Genomic DNA, 20768 nt, shown 5'->3' with positions numbered 1-20768 from the left:
GATCGAGGGCGTGCCGATCCGGAACGCGCGCCGGCTCGTTCCCTCGGATGATGTGGGAGGAAGGGAGGCTTTGTCCGCACTCGAGCATCTCGCGCCGACACAGCCCCCCTTCCGGCCCTCTCACCGCACGATCACGCAGCCGGTTACGTGGATTTCGAGGTCCCGACACAACACCGGCGGAACCCTCGGCTGGTGCGCGCCCTCGTCGGACGGCCGGCCGTTGTGCTCAGTCGTTCAGCACCGCCAGGGCGTCGACCTCCACGAGCAGTCCCGGCGGGAGCTGCATGTAGACGGTGGTGCGAGCGGGGAAGGGCTCGCCGACGGCCGCCGCGTATGCCCCGTTCATCTCGGCCAGGTGGGCCGGATCGGTGAGGTACACGCGGAGCATCACGACGTCCTCCAGGCCCGCGCCGCCCGCCTCGAGTACGGCGGTGACATTGCGCAGGGTCTGCTCGGTCTGCTCGGCGACGGTGGTCCCGACGACCTCGCCCGTGTCCGGATCGAGCGGGAGCTGTCCGGATACCTGGAGGACGGGGCCCACGCGGATGCCCTGGGACAGTGGGGCTGCCAGGGCGGGTGCGTTCTCGGTGGTGATGACGGTTCTGGTCATGGTGTGTCCTTGGGAGTGGTGGCCGGAGGGTCAGTGCCAGGCCCGTCGTTCCTGGCTGCGGGGGTCGTCGACCCGGGTCCACTCGGCGTCGATGCGCATCGTGGCCCGACGCTCGTCGTCGTACGGGTCCCAGCCGGGGTTGCCGGTCCCGGCGAACCGGACCCATGTCTCGTGCATACGGGCGGCGAGATCCGCGGGGGGTTTGTCGGGGCCGAGCAGGGCGGCGGATCCGTGCAGCTGTGGAAGGTGGGCGACATCGAAGACGAAAGGCAGCTCGACCGCGTGGGTGGCGCCGAGTTCTCCGTCCAGGGCGTGGGAGCGCCAGGCGAACTCATAGGCGTAGGTCGTGGATTCGGGGCGGGCGGCATGTGCGCCGGCCAAGGCCCGGCTGCCCGCGCCGAACAGCGCGTCGCCCATGATGGCGGAGCGCAGCTCGCCGAGGGACGCCTCGGGGCGTGTCTTCCGGTACGTCTCGACGAGTCGCGCCGGATTCGGGTGCGCGCGCGCCGCCGCATCGTCGACGTCACCGGGGGTCGAGGTGGCGTACTTGCCCACCGGCACCAGATAGAGGTGTCCCTCTTCGGTGTTGGTCCCGATGAGCAGGTGAATGTCGTTGCCGAGGCCGGCGGCGATGGATTCGGCGGGCTGTGTGTCGAGGACCAGGCTGAAGGGGCTGAGTCCGATCAGTGGGTCGTGGTGCGTGTCGGTCCGCAGGTCGATGCCCGCGAGCCGGGAGGCGGCCTCGACCAGGCGCTCGTCGGAGACGTCTGCGAATGCGTCGACCCGAGGCTCGATGCCCAGGGCCTCGGCTGCTGCCCTGGTGACGCGGGCGGCCTGTTCGGTGGTGAACGCCCCCAGGCCGCTGCCGCTTTGGACGATCGCCCGGCGGAAGAGACCGGCGGCCTCCGGGGCGGCGAGCACGCCGCCGACGATGGTCGCCCCCGCCGACTGGCCGAAGAGGGTGACGTTGTGCGGGTCACCGCCGAAGGCGGCGATGTTCTCCCGCACCCAGCGCAGCGCGGCGACGACGTCGAGCAGGCCGCGGTTGGCGGGCGCGCCGGGGATGTCGAGGAACCCGGCGATGCCGAGCCGGTAGTTGAGGGTGACGAGGACGACGCCGTCGCGGGCGAAGGCGGAGCCGTCGTACAGCGCGGACCGCGTCGATCCGGCGACGAATCCGCCGCCGTGGACGAACACCATGACGGGCAGGTCGCCGTTCGCGGCGGCGGGTGTCCAGACGTTGACGGTGAGGTAGTCCTCGCCGCGGCTCCAACCGGTGCCGAAGTAGGGGGACATGTCGATGCTGCCGAGCTTGCGCTCGGACTGCGGCGCGTTGGGTCCCGGCACGGTGGCGTCCCGTACGCCGTCCCACGGCTCGTGCGGCTGCGGCGGAGCGAACCGGCCGGCGCCGCGGGGCGGGGCGGCGTAGGGGATGTTCAGGAAAGTGGTGGTGTCGCCCTGGCGCAGGCCGCGGACGGCCCCTTGCGCCGTGGTCACGACGGGGTTGGGGTGGTGGCTCATGTCTCGTTTCTCGTGTCTCGTGTCTCGTGTCTTGTGCAGCTCAGGTCTGCTCGGTGTACGGGGCGAAGGGGGCCCAGCCCTTGATGGCGAACTTGTCTCCCTCGCGGGCCACTTCGGCGGCGCCGTGGCCGCCCAGATGCGCGGGGATCACGAGTGCGTTGTTGTCGGCCGCCCAGCCCAGCACCTTGCGGCGGGTGGCGCGGGCGGCCGCGGGGTCCTCGCAGAAGCAGCTGTTCGAGTCGGGCTCGAGGATCTGCACGGGGCTGTGCAGCATGTCGCCCACGAACACCGCGCGGTCCGTCCCGGAGGTGAGGGTCAGTACGGAGGAGCCGGGGGTGTGTCCGGGAGCCGCGTCCAGGCGGAGGTCGGCGTCGATCCGGTGGCTGTTTTCCCACAGCAGTGTCCGGCCGGCCCGGTGCACCGGGGCCACGCTGTCCTCGAAGACGTTCTGGTTGCCGCGGCCGAGCAGCGGCTTGTGGTCGTTCTCGGGGTTCCAGAAGTCGAAGTCGTCCTTCGGCATCAGATAGGTGGCGTTGGGAAAAGTGGGTACCCACTGCCGGTCGTCCAGGTACGTGTTCCAGCCGACGTGATCGATGTGGAGATGCGTGTTGATCACGATGTCCACGTCCTCGGGCTCGACGCCGGCGCGCGCGAGGTTGGCCAGGAAGCCTGTTTCGAGACGGTTCCAGACCGGCGCGTACGGGCGGTCCTTGTGGTTGCCCACGCCGGTGTCGACGAGGATGGTCTTGCCTCCGCTGCGCAGCAGCCAGGTCTGGATCGCGGAATTGACGATATTGGTCTCGCCGTCGAGGAAATGCGGAGTCAGCCAGGAGGCGCCGCCGTTCCACACTTCCTCCGGACTTTCCGGGAAGAAGGTGCCGGGCGTCATTTCGACGGAACCGAAGTACTCCCATACCCGGGTGATGGTGACGTTGCCGAGCGTGATCTGTTCCATGGGGCGTCCTTGGGAATGGGGAGGCATTCCCGGAACCGTACGAGCGGCCTCGGCGCGCGCGGTATCCGTAACGTGACTGCACCTGTGCGCATGGTCCGGGCGCGGAGCCCGGCCGCTTGTAGCCTGGGCGGGCCAGGGCAAGGCGACTCCGATCGAAAGCCGCAATCCGGGAGACTCCGTGGACGAGCGCACAGGCGACCGCGGTGCGGTCATGGGACCGGATCCGGGGGAGTTGATCGTCGGCCGGGACGCGGAATCGGTACGCCTGGTTCGTGCGGTGGACTCGGTGTCGGCCGACCCGGTGCTGATGCTGGTCGGTGAGGTGGGCACGGGCAAGAGCGCGCTGCTGGAGCACGCGGTGCGCCGGGCCGAAGCCGGCGGTGCTCGCGTACTGCGTGCCGAGGGGAGCGAGTCGGAGGCGAGCCTGGCGTTCTCCGCACTGCATCAGTTGTTGCGGCCGGTGTCGGCCGAGGTGGACGAACTGCCAGGGAGGCAGCGCGCTGCGATGCGGGACGCCTTCGGCGAGGGGTCGGCCATCGCGGGACCCGATCTCATGCTGGTCGGGGTCGCCCTCCTGAGCCTGTTGTCGGGCCTGGGCGACCGCCATCCCGTGCTCGTGGTGCTGGATGACGCGCAGTGGTTCGATCGTGCTTCCCTGGATGCGCTGTCCTTCGCTGCCAGACGGTTGGAAGGTGAACCGGTCACGATGTTGATCGGGGTCCGTGGTGGCGATCACCTTCCGGGATTCGACCGTCATGTGCCGATGCTCACCCTGGGACCGCTCGACGACGCTGCGGCCAACCAACTGCTGGACCTGCAGCCGAAGAGCCCCACTGGCCACACCAGGTCGCGAATCCTCGACCAGGCGGGCGGCAACCCGCTGGCGCTGGTGGAACTGACGAGGACGGCATCGGCACACGACACGGTTGCGGGGCTGCCGTCCGCAGGTCCGCTTCCGCTCACCGATCGCCTGGAGCGGATCTTCGCCGCCCGCCTGAACAGCCTCCCCGCTTCCACCACGCGGGCGTTGCTGTTCCTGGCCGCCATGGACAGCGCCGACTCCGCGATCGCCGTCTCGGCGGGGCTGCCGCGCGCGGAGGACACGGCCTGGCTGCCGGCCGAGCAGGCCGGGCTGGTCCGGCGGACCGGCCGGGACGTCCGGTTCCGCCACCCCCTGATCCGGTCCGCCGTCTATCACGCCGCGTCCTCGACCGCCCAGCGCGAGGCCCACCTCGCGCTCGCCGAGATGTTGCGGGACGAACCGGACCGGCGCGCCTGGCATCTTGCCGCCGCCTGCCCGCGCCCGGACGCGGCCGTGTCGGCGGAGCTGGAGCGGACCGCCGGCCGGGCCCGCCGCCGCGGCGGCCACGCGGCGGCGGCCCAGGCCCTGCAGCGCGCCGCGGAACTCGCACCGCGGCGCGAGGACAGCGCCCGGCTGCTGGTCGAAGCCGCCGGTGCGGCCGTGTTCACCGGGAACATCGCCTGGGTCGAGGAATTGGTCGCCGCGGCACGCGCGCGCACGGATGACGCGACCCTGCTGGCCTCCGCCGCCGCGCAGGCCGGCCGGCTGGCGGTCCTGACCGGACGCCACACCATGGTCTTCTCCCGACTGGCCGACGCCGCCGCGGAGTCGGCCGTCTCCCAGCCCGCCGCCGCGCTGGACCTCGTGGCCGGCGCCGCCGTGGTCCGCTTCTACTCCGGAGAGGACACCCAGCGCCACCGCATCCGGGACATCCTGCGGCGCCTTCCCGAGAACGCCTCACACGCAGGCTTGCGCACCTGGGTGAGAGTCGTCTCGGATCCGTTCGACGATCGGGCCCAACTCCTCTCCCTGCTGCGGCAATCGCTCGCCGAGGCGGAAATCCGGCCGGAGCGGCTCACCGCCGTCGGGATCTCGGCATGGCTCCTGGACGAGACCCCACAGGCCGTCCGCGTCTTCGACGAGGCCTTCGACCGCTGGGAGTCGCAGGGAGCACTGCCCGAGGGCCTGGGCGGCGCGGTCGCCTGGGCCTACGTGGAGCGAGGAAGGTGGGAACAGGCCCGTGAGGCCTGCACCCGCACCACCGCGGTCGGCCGGGCGGCCGGCCTCGACCACGCCGTGGCCTGTGCGGCCACCGTGGACGCCACCGTGCTGGCCTTCCAGGGCGACGCGTCCTCGGCCCGCGCCCGGGCCGAGGACGCGCTCACACTGATCGATCCGCTGGAGAGCCGCTCGGTCTCCGTCTATGCCCGTCGTGCGCTCGGTGCGGCGGCAGTCGCCGAAGGTGCCTACGAGACCGCGTACGGCCAACTCCGCATGGCCTTCACGGCAGACGGCGCGCCCGTGCACTACCACGCCTCCTACCCGGCCCTCGCGGACCTGGCCGCCGCCGCCGTGCGCTGCGGCCGCCGTGCGGAGGCTGTCGCGATCGTCGAGCGCTCGGCATCCGCACTGGCGGACAACGCTTCACCTCGTCTGCGTGCGCTGATCAGTCGAGCCCGTGGCCTGCTGGCGGACCCCGAGGACGCCGAGCCGCACTTCCGGGCGGCTCTGGCGGATCCGGTACTGGAGCACTGGCCCTTCGAACGCGCACAGACCCTGCTCGACCTCGCCGAGTGGCTGCGGCGCCGTCGGCGCATCGCGGAGGCGCGTGGGCCGCTCACCGAGGCCCTGGAGACCTTCCGTCGCCTGGGCGCGCGCCCATGGATCGAGCGTGCCCGGGCCGAATCGCGCGCCGCCGGCCTCGACGTCACGGATGCGGTCCCCGACGCCCTCGCCGAACTTTCCCCGCAACAGCAGCAGATCATCAGGCTCGCCGCCCGCGGGCTGACCAACCGTGAGATCGGCGAAAAGCTCTTCCTCTCCCCGCGCACGGTCGGCTCGCACCTCTATCGCAGCTTCCCGAAGCTGGGCATCACCGCCCGTTCCCAGCTGCGCGACCTCGTCGAGGGGACCCTCGCGACGGCGGCCCACCAGCAGTGACGGCGGTACACCAGGAGTAGGGACACGCCCGGCCGTCGAAGCAGTCACCTGACGCATACCGCGGCGCCATCCCGCCGGACCAGACTGGCCACAACGGCGAGGCAGCGGTAACCCGCCGGGTGACCCCTTCGCCCTGGCATGCCGATGCCTCCGCTGTCCCCGAAGCCTTGCGAAAAGGCGGGCCCGAGGCCGGTGGGCCGGGCTGAACACGGCCTCGCTCGTCGTGGCGGTACGGGGACGGCCAACCACGACGAAGGAACGGAATTCCACGGTGGTTGCGAAGACAGCGTCGCTATGGGACCGGTTCGCCGCAGCCGACCCCGGGCTGCTGCGTCTGGCCGCCGGGCTGCGTGCCGTCCTCGGTCTCACCCTCACCCTGGCCGCGCTGACGGTACGGGATCAGTCCCCTGTCGTGCTCCTGGCCGGCGGCTTCACAGCGGTGGTCACCTCGTTGGCGAGCAGCGACCCGCACCCCCGCAATCAGTTCCGCACTCTGCTCGCCGGGGCGCCTGTGACCCTTGCCGCCTTGTCGGTTGGGGGCCTGCTGGCGCCTTTCCCCTTGGCGTCCCACCTGGCCTTCCTGCTGCTGATCTTCACCGCGGTCTATGCGCGCCGCTTCGGACGACGGGGCCTGGACCTCGGGATCTTCGCCTTCATGGCCTACTTCCTGTCCCAGTTCGCCAGGATTCAGCCCCACCAACTTCCGCAACTGACCGCGGCGTCGGCCGTCGCCTTCGCGGCTGCCGCGATCACTCGCCTTTGTCTGGTGCCCACGACGTCCCACCAGATCCTGAGGCGGCTGAGGGCGGCGTTCAACAGACGACTTCGTGACGCACAGCAGGCCACGTCGGATCTGCTCGCAGACGGCGGAGCGGGCGTCCGCCGAGTCGAACGACGTCTCGACCGGCTGCACGCCTGCGCGCTGCTGCTTCAGGAATTCCTGGACGAGGCTCCCGTCGGGCTGCTTCCCGACACTGCGGCGGAGCTGGAGCGGACCGCACGTGCGGACGCGATCGCGCAACGCCTCGGCGTACTCGCGATCCGCGCCGCGGAGGATTCGACGGGGACCTCCGGCGGCACGATGCGGGAGGTGGAGACGGGGGACTCGACCGACCGAACGGAGCGCGACCGTGTACCGCTGCGTCCAGGGGCGGTACGGCCCGCAGGCCCGTCGCGGCACACGACGCGGCAGGCGTTGCAGGTGACCGCCGCGGCCGCACTCGCGGTAGCCGGCGGACACCTTCTCTCCCCACACCTGTGGTACTGGGCGGTGGCCACGGCATGGGTCGTCTTCATCAATGCCGAGCACACCGGGGACGTCCTGTTGCAGAGCGGCCGGCGGCTGATCGGCACCGTCGCCGGAGTGCCGTTCGGATACGGCCTCGCCGTCCTGACCGACGGGCACAGCACCTCGGCCCTGGCCCTTCTCCTCGGCTGCGTCTTCGGGATGTTCTACATCCCCTCCGGCAGCTACTGGGCGGTGACCTTCTTCATCACCGGCTCGCTCAGCATGGTGCTCGCGGTCCTGCACACGTTCTCCCCGCAACTGCTCGCGCTTCGTGTCCAGGAGACCGCTCTGGGAGCCGGGTGCGGGATTCTGGCAGCGGCGCTGGTCGTCCCCATGACCGTCCGCACGGTCGCCGAAATGCGCCTGAGGGAGCTGCTTCTTCTCCTCGACCACTACGTGCGCTGCGCGCCGCAGGCCGGCGTCCCGAAGCCCGCACCCGATGCACGTGATCTTGATCGGGCGCTGGAGGCCTTCCGCGCGGCCTGCCGTCCCCTGGTGCATCCACTCAATCCCCGCCGCGCCGAACGCGCCCGGGTCCGCCGTGTTCTCGAACGTGTGGAAGCCACCTCCTTCCACGCGCGAAGCCTCGCCACCGAGACCGGACGCGCACGAGACGCAGCAGCGCGGCCCGCGTCTTCGCACCCGTCGACAACTCGGCGGGAGCGAACGAACCGAGCCCTCCTGCCCCCGCGGCCGTGTACACCCTCCCCATGCACCGCCCGACTCGACGGCTGACAGCAGCCACAACCCGTGCGGGTGGCCCTACCTGCCCGGGCATTCGCGTACGGGTTCCCGATGCTCCGGCGCGATCCGGACACGCCGGCCGACGGCCGGTGGTGGCGCGTGGTCACCCCTCACCGTCCCCGCCGTGACGGCGGGGGTGCGCCAATAGGTCTACGTGCCGGCGCATTACCAGGCCGTTACCCGAATCGGTTATCCGGAGCCAACACGAGGTCGCGTACAAACGGGGGGCTGGTTCGAAGGCGGCCCGCTGCTGCTGCGTCAGTCGGTCACCGGCCTGGTGGAGAACGCGGTACGACACACAACCACGAGGGCCGCTTCGTCGGATCGGCGTCTCGGCCGGCTCCCCGCGCGTCCGCGGCACCGGCCCGGTCGACCCCGCCGCACGGCAGTTCGCACCACCACCACCACCACCACCACCCGACGCACGCGAAAGGTTTCCCATGGCCATACCCCTGCTCCTGACCCGCCGCCTCGCGGCCCCCGCCGGTGAGCCGCTCCCGCTGCCGGACCACCACTACGATCCCGACCTGTGCGCGAACGTGGTCGCCGACGGCACCCTGCTCGTCCACGCAGCGGACGCGGACCTGGTCGCGGACTACACCTCCACCCAGGAGCCCTCCGGGCTCAAGGCAGACGACTGACCCCCACCCCACCGTCGTGGTCGCGGCCGCCGGGACCGACGTCACCGCCGAGCCGGTGGTAGCCCGTCTCGACGGCCACGCCACCGCCCTGCGCCCGGACACCGGCCGCCCGAACCGGAGTTCCGGGCGACCGCCCACTTCCACACGGCCGATGCACGCCACCCGCCGAGCCCCGGAAGGTCCCGGGACTCGGCGGGTTGCTCAACAGGACGGTCCTGCGGCCGCATGGCTACCCTGCTCCCGATGGAGCGATCTCCCCCATTTCGCGACGATAGCCCCGTCAAGGGTTGGCGTCGCGGGCGCGCATGCCTAACGTAAGAGGCGAAACATGAGCCCAACTCACATATAAGAACTGGGTGATGATCATGGTTCAACCTCTGCGTCGCAGACTCGGATCCCTCACGGCGGTGTCACTGCTCCTCACCGTGATGGCCCTGGTACTCGGTCCGATGCCCAACTCCGCGGCGGAGCCCGGCTGGTGGAACCCGGCCGCGCGGCCCACGCCCGACTCGCAGATCAACGTCTCGGGGGAGCCCTTCAAGGGCACCGACGCCCAGGGGCGGGTAAGGGGCTTCGTCGACGCCCACGACCACATCATGGCCAACGAGGGCTTCGGCGGCCGGCTCATCTGCGGCAAGCCGTTCTCGGAGCAGGGCGTCGCCGACGCGCTGAAGGACTGCCCCGAGCACTACCCCGACGGCACGCTCGCCATCTTCGACTTCATCACCAAGGGCGGCGACGGCAAGCACGACCCCAACGGGTGGCCGACCTTCAAGGACTGGCCCGCGCACGACTCGCTGACCCACCAGCAGAACTACTACGCGTGGATCGAGCGCGCCTGGCGCGGCGGCCAGAGGATCCTCGTCAACGACCTGGTCACCAACGGTGTGATCTGCTCCGTCTACTTCTTCAAGGACCGCGGCTGCGACGAGATGACCGCCATCCGTCTCGAGGCCCAGAAGTCGTACGACATGCAGGCGTTCATCGACAAGATGTACGGCGGCCCGGGCAAGGGCTGGTTCCGCATCGTCACCGACAGCGCGCAGGCCCGCGAGGTGATCAAGCAGGGCAAGCTCGCCGTCGTGCTGGGCGTCGAGACCTCCGAGCCCTTCGGCTGCAAGCAGATCCTGGACGTCGGGCAGTGCGGCAAGGCGGACATCGACCGCGGCCTGGACGAGCTGTACAAGCTGGGCGTGCGCAGCATGTTCCTGTGTCACAAGTTCGACAACGCGCTCTGCGGGGTCCGCTTCGACCAGGGCACCCTCGGCACCGCGATCAACGTCGGCCAGTTCCTGTCGACCGGCACCTTCTGGCAGACGGAGGTCTGCCGCGGCCCGCAGCAGGACAACCCGATCGGCAACGCGGCGTCGGAGGCGGAGAAGCAACTTCCGGCGGGGGTGGTCGTCCCCTCGTACGCCTCGAATGCGCAGTGCAACACCCGCGGGCTGACCGACCTGGGTGAGTACGCGGTGCGCGGCATGATGAAGCGCAAGATGATGCTGGAGATGGACCACATGAGCGTCAAGGCCGCGGGTCAGGCCTTCGACATTCTCGAATCCGAGTCGTACCCGGGCGTCATCTCCTCGCACAGCTGGATGGACCTGGGCTGGACCGAGCGGCTCTACAAGCTCGGCGGGTTCGTCAGCCAGTACATGAACGGATCGGAGGCGTTCAGCGCGGAGGCCAAGCGCACGGACGCGCTGCGCGAGAAGTACGGGGTCGGCTACGGCTACGGCACCGACATGAACGGTGTCGGCGGCTGGCCGGGCCCGCGGGGCGGGGACACCCCGAACCCGGTGAAGTACCCGTTCCGCAGCACGGACGGCGGCTCGGTGATCGACAAGCAGACCGCCGGCGAGCGTACTTGGGATTTCAACACCGATGGCGCGGCGCACTACGGCATGGTCCCGGACTGGATCGAGGACATCCGGATCGTCGGCGGCCAGGGAGTCGTGGACGACCTCTTCGCGGGCGCCGAGTCCTACCTCCGCACTTGGGGGAACTCCGAACAGCACAAGTCCGGGGTGAACCTGGCCTCGGGCGCGGCCGCCTCGGCGTCCACGTCGCAATGGTGGAACCCGTTCGTCAGCTTCGCGCCCGGCCGGGCCGTGGATGGCGACAACGGCACCCGTTGGGCCAGCGAGTGGAACAACGACCAGTGGCTGCGGATCGACCTCGGATCCACGAACCTGATCAAGCGCGTCACCCTCGACTGGGAGGCGGCGTACGGGAAGTCGTACCGCGTCGAGCTGTCGGCCGACGGCACGAACTGGCAGACGGCCTGGTCCACGACCGCTGGTGACGGCGGCTTGGACACGACGCGGTTCGCCGGAACTTTGGCGCGCTACGTCCGGATCCAGGGGCTGGAGCGCGGCACCCAGTGGGGCTACTCGCTCCGGGAGGTCGGCGTCTACAGCGATTGACGGCACCGGTGGGGCGGTGTCCAAGGCCGGGGCCGGCCGGATCAGCTCCCCTGATCCGGCCGGCCTCGGCCGAGGCGGGTGCACCGGTCGGCGTTGGTCGCCGCGTTGGCCCGGCCGCTGCCGGTCCGACCCGGATCGGCCATTGCGGACGTGGACGCGCAGAGCGTCACGAAGTGTCGTTGCCGTACCGGAGCTGTTCGCTGCCGGTCAGCCGCTTGCCGATCATGTCCCGGCAGACCTCGACCGAGAAGGCCATCAGCGCGCCGGCCTGGGCGTCGCGGAAGTGTCGTTGAATCGGGGAGGATCGCAGGAAGCCCGAGCCGCCGCCGACTCGGAGCCCGAACTCCGCGATCTCCTTGGCCACTTGATTGGCGTAGAGCTTCGCCTCCACGGCGGCGTCGAGGGCGCCGGGCGCGTTCCGGTCGGCAAGCCACATGGATCGTTCCGCGAGGACGCGTGCGGCCAGGAGCTTCACGTGGGCGTCGGCGGCGTCGAAATGGACCCATTGCATGTCGCCGACCGGTCTGCCGGTGCTCGGCACGACGCGCTTGCGGGCGTGCGCGGCCGACGCGTCGAGCGCGGCCTCGGCGATGCCGATCGACAACCACGGCAGGCCGAGCGCGATGATGTTCGGCGCCGTCGGGTCGACGATCCGGCAGCGGTTCTCGTGACGCAGCAGGGTGTTGCGGAAGTTCACCAACTGGCTGCGGGTGCCGCGCAGGCCCATCGAGTCCCAGATCGACACCATCTCGATGCTGTCGTCCCGGCTCACCCCGAAGAACGCCGGTCCGTCGTCGAGCAGCGCGTTGACCAGGAAGTGGTCCGCGATTTCGCACCCGGACACGAACCGCTTCGCGCCGTCCAACTCGAATCCGCCGTCCACCGGTTCGGCGCGCTGGAGCGGCATCAGGAACAGGTTCCCGCCGGTCGGCTCCGACAGCGCGTTCGCGAACCGTTTGCCCGCCGCCAGCTCCTCCGCGTACACCGGCGGTCCGTAGCCGACCAGCGCCTGCGCCGCGCCCAGATGCATCATCCAGACGCACGCCGTCGACGGGCACGCCTTGCCGACGACGCGGAGGATCTCGCCGAGCGCCTGGTACGACAGCCCGGAACCGCCCCGCTCCCGGGGCATCGCCGCCATGTCCAAGCCGGCCTCGTGTAACGCCTTCAGATTGGCGACCGGGAGGGTGGCCTCATGATCGTGCTCGTCCGCGGCCGCCGCGAACTGCCGGGCCAAATCCCGCGCCGCGTCGACGAACCGCTGTTCTTGCCCGGAAACCGCAAACGGTGAAGTCACCGGCCCAGCCTAGAAGTCTGGTACGGACCTCGGGGCCTGTTCCGGCCACACGAACGGCGGGACCGAACGCGTCGTTTTCGACGGCGAACCTCACAGGGCCGAGGCGGGCATCGCCGAGGCGGTGGTCTGCGGGGCATGCGGGGCTTGTACGGTGGATTTCGTGACGGCTGACGCGTTTCCCGACCGGACCGCCGAGTTCGAGGCGGAGCGGGGGCGATTGTTCGGGATCGCGTACCGGATGCTCGGGTCGGCGGCGGAGGCCGAGGACGCCGTACAGGACGCGTACCTGCGCTGGCATGCGGCCGATCGGGGCCACATCGACGCGCCGGGAGCGTGGTTGGCCAAGGTGCTGACGAACCTGTGCCTCAACCGGCTCACGTCCGCACGGGCGCGGCGCGAGGAGTACGTCGGGCCGTGGCTGCCCGAGCCGGTGCGAACGGACACGGGGGCGCTCGGGCCGATGGAGACCGCCGAGCAGCGGGACGCCGTGTCGATGGCGATGCTCGTGATGCTGGAGCGGCTGTCGCCGCCGGAGCGGGCGGTCGTGGTGTTGCGGGACGCGTTCGCGTACAGCCACCGGGAGATCGCCGAGGTGCTGGACTGGCCGGAGGCCAACTCCCGGCAGACCTACCGGAGGGCCAGGCAACATCTCGCGTCCGGTCGGCCGCGTTTCGAGGTCCCCGCACAGGCGCGGGCCGACCTGCTGGAGCGCTTCCTCACGGCGGCGGCCGAGGGAGCGCTCGAGCACCTGGAGTCGCTGCTCGCGGACGACGTCATGGCGTGGTCCGACGGGGGTGGCAAGGTGTCCGCGGCGACGCGCCCGATCTCCGGCCGCGACAAGGTGGCCCGGTTCCTCATGGGTCTGCTGGAGCGCTTCTCGGCGGGCATGGAGTTGGGCTTCGCCGAGGTCAACGGCGACACCGCGCTGTTGGGCCGGGAGAGCGGGGTACTCACGACGGCGGCCGTGGTGGAAGTCGGCGCGGAGGGTATAGCGGGCGTGCGGATCGTCCGGAATCCGGAGAAGCTGAAATTTCTCGAAGAACAGTGCCGAGAGTTGTCACATAACGCTTAGCCGCCCGGTTCTCAGCTGACGAGGGCGACGCCGCGGCGGAGCGGTGCCCCCGGATCGAGGAGGAACGATGAGCGAGAACGTGATCCTGGTGACGGGCGCGACCGGTGTACTCGGGCGCGAGGTGCTGGAGCGGGTACGCCGTACGGGCCTGCCGGTGCGCGCGATGACCCGCAGGGCGACGCTGCCCGAGGACCCGGGAGTGACCTGGGTGACCGCCGACCTGCAGACCGGTGCGGGCCTCGACGCGGCGTTCGACGGTGTCGCGACGATCATCCACTGCGCGTCGGACACGCGGAAGCCGAAGCACGACATTCCCGGCTGGCGGCACCTGCTGGACGCCGCGAAGCGGGCCGGAGTCGGGCACATCGTGAACATCTCGATCGTCGGCGTCGACCGGATCCCGTACTCCTATTACAAGATCAAGGTCGCGGGTGAGCGGTTGCTCGCCGAGTCGGGCATCCCGTGGACCAACCTGCGCGCGACGCAGTTCCCGGACCTGCTGAATAGGGCTTTCGGCGTGCTGTCCAAAGCGCCCTTCGTCCTGGTTCCGTCGAGGACCGTGTGCCAGCCGGTCGATCAGGGTGAAGTGGCCGACCGACTGGTCGAGTTGGCCCAGGACGCACCGGCCGGGCGGGTCGCGGACATGGGCGGCCCGCACATCTACCGGGCAGCGGACCTGGCACGTTCGTGGCTGAAGGCGGTGGGCAGGCGGCGCTGGGTGTTGCCCGTGCGCGTCCCGGGCAAGGCGGGCGCCGGGTTCCGCGCCGGGGGCCTGGTCACGCGGGAGAACGCGGTGGGCGTCAGGACGTGGGAGGAGTACCTCGCCGCCAAGGCGCCCCGCTGAGCGCGACACGATATTCGACACCGGCCGTCGTCCCGGCCAGCTGCTCCGCGTCGAGGGCATCGGCGCTTCGCGACCCGGGCGTTCGGCTCGCGTGCGGGCCGCCCGCTTTCGGCGGAGCTTCGGAAGGGCCGTCCCGCGCAGGGACAGGCCATGAGCGCTGTGACCGATCGTGTGCCGAACCCGCCCTCGGGCCGGGTCGTCGCGGCGAACCCGGCCGTCGTCCATGTCGTCTTCGGGTCGACCTACCTGGCGATTCGCGTCTCGAAAAGCCCGTCGCGTCCGGGTTGAGCGGGCGACCGACAAACATTCACGGAACGGCCTCGGCCGGGACGGGGTCCGAGACGGGATCCGGCGCCCACGGGCCGTGTCGCCCGTGATCAGCCGGGCGCGCTCGTGGCGCCCGCGCCCCAACCGTTCGATGAGCGCGCCGATGGACGGCGATCGTTCGGACGGTGCCACGTTGATGATTCGCGAGCCATCGGTGGCCCGGCGAGGGCGAACGTCCCACCGGCCGCGAGGTATTGATCCTCCTTCCGTTCCGGGGACGGAAGGAGGATCCGCGGCCGATTCCGACCGGCCGGGCATCGACGCGGGCGCGCCGCCGGCTGTGGTCGTGGTGGAGCCGGCTACCTGGTCGGGATCATCCCTGCGACCTGGCCATGCACGCTTCGTAGACCATGTCGGCGTATTCCTCGGACAAGCCCTGGCCCCACCCCATTTGCATGCCGTGGTAGTAGGCCACCGTGTAGTCCACTGAGCAGGAGTTGACGGTGCGCGCCTGGACCGAGGAACCATCCGATGTGACGGCGGGCGCGGTCGAGTTGTGGCCGGCCGCCGCCGCGGAGCCGATACCCGCACAGAACGGCCACGGACAGCACGCCGCCGGCAAGCGCGCGGGACAGACGTTTCATGAGTGCACGATCCTTCCATCGAAGACGGGACGTCGATCGTGCTCGGGGCCCGCCTGGATCCGGGACACACCCGAACCGGACCCACGATGCCGTTCGCCGCGGCCACGCGATACCGCCGAAAGTCGATTGCGGTGATCCGATGGAGGGTGCGTGATAACGAGGGCCGTCCCGGACGAACTCGGCGCGATGATGGCATCGATGCCCGGACGCTGCGGGTCGACCACCGCGGGGTGAACTCCTGGCCGCGGCAGGGTGGCCGGCGGGGGGTCGGCGAGGCCCCGGCCCGGCCGAATGTCTCGGCCGGCGCATTCGTCGGGGACCGACCCCGCCGACCCGCCCATCGCGGTGCGCGCAAGGAATGGCTTCAGGGCAAGATCTTCGAGGCCACCACCCCGTTCGGGCCGTATCTGGTCACCGCCGACGAGGCCGGGGAGGCGCCCGGGCGGCTGCGCACCGAGGTCGACGGCGAGACGGTGCAGCAGGCCGACATCGGCGACCTGGTCTTCGACCCGGCGCACCTGATCTCATACCTGTCGACGGACATCACGCTCGAACCGGGTGACGTGATCGCCACCGGCACCCCCGGCGGCGTCGGCCACGCCCGCACCCCGGCCCGCTACCTCGTCGACGGCAACGTCCTCACCACCGCGATCGAGGGACTCGGCGAGTGCCGCAACCGATGCGTCGCGGAAAAGCCCCATGACGCCTGACCGGCCGTCCCGGACGGTGCTCACGCACTGGCTGAGCGAGGGCACCGGCCGGCTGCTCGACGCGGTCGATGCCCTCGACGACGCCCGTCTGGTCGGCCGGTCCACCCTGCCGGGCTGGACGAACGCACACCTGCTCACCCACGTGGCCCGCAACGCCGACGCGCTGGGCAACCTGCTCGACTGGGCGGTCACCGGCGTCGAGTCGCCGATGTACCCGCACGGCGCGATTCGGCGGGCGGCGGACATCGAGGCGGGTGCCGCCCGCCCGCCCGAGGCGATCCGCGCGGACGTGCGCGCCGGCGCCACGCGCCTGCGCGATTGCCTGGCCGCGGTGCCGGAGGCGGCATGGGGCCGGGAGGTGCGCACCGCGCAGGGCCGCCTGGTCCGGGCGGATCGGGTGCCGTGGTTGCGGGTGCGGGAGGTGTGGATCCATGTGGTCGACCTGGGCACCGGCGCGACCTTCGCCGAGCTGCCGGGTGATCTGGCGCAGGCGTTGCTCGACGACGTCGTGGGCACGCTCGCGGCGAAGAACGCGGGTTGCCCCGCGTTGGTCCTCCATGATCGAACGGGCGGTTCGGTCCGCACCACCCGGTCACCCGCGCCGGGCGAGATCGTGGACCATGTCGAGGGCAGCGCCGCCGAGTTGCTCGGCTGGCTCACCGGCCGCGGCGACGGCGCGGGATTGACCCACTCGGCCACCGCCCCACCGACACCGCCCCCCTGGCTGTGACCGCCGGCCGTGACCGGTCCGATTCCACTTCGTAGCGAAGGAGCACCCCGATGAGCGAGCAATGGATCACCGTCCCGACCGCCGACGGCCCGATGCGGGCCTTCACCGTGCGCCCCGCGGCCGCGACCGCCCACGCGGGTGCCGTCGTGGTGGTGCAGGAGGCGTTCGGGGTCAATGAACACATCCGTACGGTCGCCCGCCGGATCGCCGAGCACGGCTACCTCGCGGTGGCCCCCGATTTGTTCCATCGCAGCGGCGTCGCCGAGTTGCCCTACGACCGGCACACCGACGCGATGGGGCTGATCGGCGCGATCGGGCCGGACGCGGTCGCCGTCGACATCGGCGCGCTGCTGGCCCACCTCGCCGAGCACGAGGAGGTGCCCGCGGCCCGTACCGCGATCGTCGGCTTCTGCTTCGGCGGCCGGGCCGCGTTCACCGCGGCCACGTGTTGCCCGGGGCTGGCCGGTGTGGCGGTCTTCTACGGCCCCGGCATCGCCGCCGGACCGCATGCCGTGCTGGACCGGGCGGCGAGGATCGACGCGCCGCTGCTCCTGCACACCGGCGGGTTGGACCCGACCATCCCGGCCGAGCAGGCGGCCGCGATCGGCGCCACGCTCACCGGCGCCGGAGTGGCCTTCGAGCAGTACACCTACCCGGGCGTCGGGCACGCCTTCGCGTGCGACGCCCGCCCGGACAAGTACGCCCCGGACGCGGCGGCGACGGCGTGGACGCGCACGTACGACTTCCTGGCCCGGGTGCTGCCGGGCGACGCGGGCTGAGCGGTCGGCGGCCCGGGTGGGCGTGCGAGGCGGCGCTCCACCACAGGCCGGCGCGGGCCGTCGGCGCGCTGCGCGCCCCGGTGCTCGCCGGCCCTCGCGGAGGCGGGTGGTGCGGCTCGGATGCCGCTGCCCGCGTGCCGATAGCATCGCCGGGTGAATACCGGAGCCGTCAGGAGTCTGGGCCGTGGGCTCGACGTGCTGCTTGCCGTGGCCGCCGGCGGGGGGCCGGCGACGTCGACGGAGATCGCCGAGCGTCTCGGACGCAACCGGGTCCAGGTGTCCCGCACGCTGCACAGTCTGGAAACGGCGAGTGTGCTCACCCGGGATCCCGAAACCCTCGCCTATGCGCTGAGTTGGCAGCTGTACAGCCAGGCGTCCCGCGCGGTCGGGGCGCGGCTGCTCACCGAGGGACCGCCGATCCTGCGCGCGGCGGTGGAGGCGACCGGGGCGAGTGCGTTCCTGGCCGAGGTGCGCGGGGACGGCTCGGTGGCCTTCCTGGAGGACGTGCCCTCGGGTCTGTCGTGGGTGGGCCGTTCGTATCCGCTGTACTGCGACGACGCCGGCCAGGCGCTGCTGTGGGACTGCAGCCGCGAGGAGTTGGAGATCGTGTTCGCCGACACCGAGTTCATCGCCTACGGCCCCGCGGCGCCGACCGGAGTGGCCGAGTTCGAGGCGCGGTTGATCGCGGCTCGCGAGCGTGGCTACGCGGTCGTGGACGGGGAGTCGGAGCCGGGCGTGTTCGCCGTCGCCGCGCCGGTGCGGGACTTCTCCGGCGAGGTCGTCTGCGCGCTGCACACGGAAGGACCCTCGGCACGGCTGGCCCCGCTGGCCGACCGGCACGGTGCGGCGATCAGGGATCTGGCCGATCGGCTCTCTGCGTTGCTCGGCCGGCCGCGGCCCTGACCTCCAGTGCGGCCGCCGCCGCCTTCACCGACGCGGCGATCTCGGCGGACCGGCCGGCCAGCCTGAATCGTGGAACGGCGAGACTCAGCGCGGCCACGACTGCTCCGGACCCGTCCCGTACGGCTGCCGAGAAGTCCACCACGTCGTGCTCGAATTCGCGGTCCGCGATCACGACCCCGTCCGCCCGGGCGGTCGCGTTGTAGGCGGCCAGCGTGGCGATGTCGCGCGCCGCCCGAGGGCCACCGCCGACGAATTCGACGTCACCGAGCAACGCGGCGAGTTCCTGCTCGGAGTGATCGAGCAACAGCGCCCGCCCGGGCCCGGTACACCAGATCGGGGTCAGGGCCCCGGGCGCCGCCGCGACGTACGACGACCAGTGGCTGAGCTGGCTCTCCACCGTGAGCACCATGCCCTGTGACGGCACCGCGAGCCAGGCCGGCTCGTGCCAGCGCGCCACCAGGCCCCGCAGCGGCGGTCGGGCGGCGACCAGCAGGTGCCTGTCGGCCGCCGCCTTGGCCAGCGCGAAGAATCCGGGGCCGATGCGCCAGCCGCGTCCTTGCTCATCGCGCTCGACGAGGTCCAGCGCGGCCAGGTCCTTGAGCATGCGGGACGCCTGGGCCGCATCCACGCCGATCAGTTCGGCGAGTCGGACATTGCCCGGGTAGCCGGCCGAGCCCAGTTCCGCGGCGAGGACCGCATGCAGGAGGGCGAGGCCCTTGTCGAAGGTCGTGGTCACCGCACCACCCTAGCGCGATCAATTTACGCATGAGTCATTGACGATTGTGAACGCGACTCTCCATGATTGCGGCACCCCACCACGAAGGAGGCCGCATGACGACGGCCGACCCACCCCAATCTCGCCGCGCGCTGCGGCGCTTCCACGTGCTGGCCATGCTGCTGTGCGCGATCGTCGGCCTGGACACCCTGGGCTCGGTGGCCGCGAACGGCCCCGAGGGACTGACGTGGCTGGCCGTTCTCGGGTTGTTGTTCTTCGCTCCCTACGGGCTCCTGATCGCCGAACTCGGGTCCGCCTTCCCGGACGAAGGCGGACCCTACGTCTGGACCAAACTGGCCTTCGGCCGCTTCACCGCGGGCCTCAACCAGGTCTTCTACTGGATCTCCAACCCGGTATGGATCGGCGGCTCGCTGTGCGTGACGGCGATCGCCACGTTCGAGAGCTTCTTCCACCCGTTGCCGGGCGCCTGGCAGTACCTGGCGGGAGCGGTCTTCGTCGGGGCGGCCGGTCTCGCCGTCCACGCGTCCGTCGTGGTCGGCCGCTGGGTGCTGGTGGCCGGAGCGGTCGCCAGGATCGTGCTCCTCGGCTTCTTCGTCGTCTCACTGACCGTCTTCGCGCTGCGCAACGGCGTCCAGCCGCTGTCGCCCGGCGACTACACCCCCACCTACCTGGGCCTGGTCGCGCTCGCCCCGGTCATCGCCTTCAACTACATGGGTTTCGAGGTGCCCAGCGCGGCCGCCGGCGAGATGGCCGACCCCAAACGGGACGTGCCCGCGGCACTGTTGCGCGGCGGTCTGCTCTCCCTGCTGTTGTACGGGGTCCCGATCCTCGGCACCCTGCTGGTGCTGCCCCGCGAGCAACTCGGTTCCCTGACCGGATTCATCGACGCCTGCCGTGCGGTCTTCACCGTGTACGGCGGCCACGTCGCCACCGACGGCACGGTCGTACTCACCGGCGCCGGAGCCGCACTCGCCAAAGTGGCGGCGGCGGGCCTGATCGTCGGCCTGCTCACCAGCGGTACCGCGTGGGCCATGGGCCTGAGCCGGGCCCAGGCGGTGGCCTGCGCCGACGGCGCCGGACCGCAGTGGCTGGGCACGATCTCCGCCCGACGCGGCACTCCGACGCGGGTCAATCTCCTGTCCACCGCGATCGCCGCCGTCGTGATGCTGGCCGCGCTCGGGCTGAGCGACGGCGACGCGCAGAAGTACTTCACCGCCGGCATCGGCCTGGCGATCTCGGCAACCGCGATCTCCTACCTGCTGACGTTCTCCTCCTTCCTGGTGCTGCGCCGCAAGTACCCCGACGTGCACCGCCCCTACCGGGTCCCCGGCGGCCGCGCGGGCGCGTGGACGGTCACCGCACTGACCGTCGGCACGATGCTGTTCACCGTGGTCGCCCTGGTCTGGCCGGGGCTGGGCGTCGGGTGGTTCGGCACCTCGGGCGGCGCGGCCGACTACCTGCCCGCCGGTTTCGAGGGGCACCGAGCGGCCTACACCGCCACGCAACTCGTCCCGATCGCGCTCATCGTCGGCCTGGGCTGCCTTCTCCATGCCCTCGGCGCACCCCATCGCCGCGCCCTCGTCCCGGCCTCCCCGCCTTCGTCCACCTCCCCCTCCGCGTCCACCCCCTCCGGCTGAGGAGC

General features: G+C 71.1%; 17 protein-coding genes. 11 read left to right on the top strand and 6 right to left on the bottom strand.

Annotation, left to right across the window (positions count from 1 at the left end; all coding sequences use genetic code 11):
* Nucleotides 1–226: 226 nt before the first annotated feature.
* From A3IC_RS0104635 to A3IC_RS0104625, 3 genes are read right to left on the bottom strand one after another with little or no spacing between them, the layout of a single operon-like run.
* On the bottom strand, nt 227–610 hold the full coding sequence (locus tag A3IC_RS0104635; RefSeq protein WP_020548901.1) for a RidA family protein: 384 nt from the start codon (nt 608–610) through the stop codon (nt 227–229).
* A 30-nt stretch (nt 611–640) separates the two neighbouring features.
* On the bottom strand, nt 641–2131 hold the full coding sequence (locus A3IC_RS0104630; protein WP_020548900.1) for a carboxylesterase/lipase family protein: 1491 nt from the start codon (nt 2129–2131) through the stop codon (nt 641–643).
* A gap of 40 nt (nt 2132–2171) precedes the next feature.
* The gene (locus A3IC_RS0104625; protein WP_020548899.1) at nt 2172–3086 is read right to left on the bottom strand and encodes an MBL fold metallo-hydrolase; all 915 of its coding nucleotides are present in this window, start codon (nt 3084–3086) and stop codon (nt 2172–2174) included.
* A 178-nt stretch (nt 3087–3264) separates the two neighbouring features.
* Between A3IC_RS0104625 and A3IC_RS0104620 the strand changes: the two genes are divergently transcribed.
* The 4 genes from A3IC_RS0104620 (at nt 3265) to A3IC_RS0104605 (ending at nt 11144) form a co-directional block, all read left to right on the top strand.
* The gene (locus A3IC_RS0104620; RefSeq protein ID WP_020548898.1) at nt 3265–6048 is read left to right on the top strand and encodes a helix-turn-helix transcriptional regulator; all 2784 of its coding nucleotides are present in this window, start codon (nt 3265–3267) and stop codon (nt 6046–6048) included.
* A 271-nt stretch (nt 6049–6319) separates the two neighbouring features.
* Nucleotides 6320–8071: an FUSC family protein gene (locus A3IC_RS52485; protein ID WP_020548897.1), complete on the top strand. Its 1752-nt coding sequence runs from the start codon at nt 6320–6322 to the stop codon at nt 8069–8071.
* A gap of 449 nt (nt 8072–8520) precedes the next feature.
* Nucleotides 8521–8721, top strand: coding sequence for a hypothetical protein (locus tag A3IC_RS0104610; RefSeq protein WP_020548896.1), 201 nt, complete (start codon nt 8521–8523; stop codon nt 8719–8721).
* Between the two features lie 359 nt (nt 8722–9080).
* Nucleotides 9081–11144: a galactose-binding domain-containing protein gene (locus tag A3IC_RS0104605; RefSeq protein WP_052173197.1), complete on the top strand. Its 2064-nt coding sequence runs from the start codon at nt 9081–9083 to the stop codon at nt 11142–11144.
* A gap of 166 nt (nt 11145–11310) precedes the next feature.
* Here the strand turns inward: A3IC_RS0104605 and A3IC_RS52480 are convergent, their stop codons facing one another.
* Complete coding sequence (locus tag A3IC_RS52480; RefSeq protein ID WP_052173196.1) at nt 11311–12441, bottom strand: acyl-CoA dehydrogenase family protein; 1131 nt, start codon at nt 12439–12441, stop codon at nt 11311–11313.
* Between the two features lie 160 nt (nt 12442–12601).
* On the opposite strand from A3IC_RS52480, the gene A3IC_RS0104590 reads away from it, so the two are divergent.
* Together A3IC_RS0104590 and A3IC_RS0104585 are read left to right on the top strand one after the other, a co-directional pair.
* Nucleotides 12602–13513, top strand: coding sequence for an RNA polymerase sigma-70 factor (locus A3IC_RS0104590; protein ID WP_026217884.1), 912 nt, complete (start codon nt 12602–12604; stop codon nt 13511–13513).
* A gap of 67 nt (nt 13514–13580) precedes the next feature.
* Nucleotides 13581–14357, top strand: a complete 777-nt coding sequence (locus tag A3IC_RS0104585) for an SDR family oxidoreductase (protein WP_020548891.1) — start codon at nt 13581–13583, stop codon at nt 14355–14357.
* A gap of 640 nt (nt 14358–14997) precedes the next feature.
* Here A3IC_RS0104585 and A3IC_RS52475 read toward each other — a convergent pair.
* On the bottom strand, nt 14998–15246 hold the full coding sequence (locus tag A3IC_RS52475) for a hypothetical protein (RefSeq protein WP_040876132.1): 249 nt from the start codon (nt 15244–15246) through the stop codon (nt 14998–15000).
* 252 nt (nt 15247–15498) lie between these two features.
* Between A3IC_RS52475 and A3IC_RS64230 the strand changes: the two genes are divergently transcribed.
* From A3IC_RS64230 to A3IC_RS0104560, 4 genes are all read left to right on the top strand, one after another.
* Entirely contained in the window at nt 15499–15978 is a 480-nt protein-coding gene (locus A3IC_RS64230; protein WP_245599145.1) for a fumarylacetoacetate hydrolase family protein, read from the top strand.
* Nucleotides 15968–16708: a maleylpyruvate isomerase family mycothiol-dependent enzyme gene (locus A3IC_RS52465; protein WP_020548887.1), complete on the top strand. Its 741-nt coding sequence runs from the start codon at nt 15968–15970 to the stop codon at nt 16706–16708. The genes A3IC_RS64230 and A3IC_RS52465 overlap by 11 nt, the downstream gene beginning before the upstream one ends.
* Before the next feature lie 50 nt (nt 16709–16758).
* The gene (locus A3IC_RS0104565) at nt 16759–17487 is read left to right on the top strand and encodes a dienelactone hydrolase family protein (RefSeq protein WP_020548886.1); all 729 of its coding nucleotides are present in this window, start codon (nt 16759–16761) and stop codon (nt 17485–17487) included.
* A gap of 153 nt (nt 17488–17640) precedes the next feature.
* A complete protein-coding gene (locus tag A3IC_RS0104560) occupies nt 17641–18390 on the top strand; it encodes an IclR family transcriptional regulator (protein ID WP_026217883.1) in 750 nt (249 codons plus the stop codon).
* Here the strand turns inward: A3IC_RS0104560 and A3IC_RS0104555 are convergent.
* Entirely contained in the window at nt 18338–19126 is a 789-nt protein-coding gene (locus tag A3IC_RS0104555; protein ID WP_020548884.1) for an IclR family transcriptional regulator, read from the bottom strand. The two genes, A3IC_RS0104560 and A3IC_RS0104555, sit on opposite strands and share 53 nt — an antisense overlap.
* Nucleotides 19127–19221: 95 nt before the next feature.
* Here A3IC_RS0104555 and A3IC_RS0104550 point away from each other — a divergent pair, with 95 nt between their 5' ends.
* Entirely contained in the window at nt 19222–20763 is a 1542-nt protein-coding gene (locus A3IC_RS0104550; RefSeq protein ID WP_020548883.1) for an APC family permease, read from the top strand.
* Nucleotides 20764–20768 lie beyond the last annotated feature (5 nt).

The organism is Embleya scabrispora DSM 41855, assembly GCF_000372745.1.
In the GTDB taxonomy this organism is placed as follows: domain Bacteria; phylum Actinomycetota; class Actinomycetes; order Streptomycetales; family Streptomycetaceae; genus Embleya; species Embleya scabrispora.
Note: the sequence above shows the minus strand (reverse complement) of the source record. Positions and strands in the feature narration are given on the sequence as shown.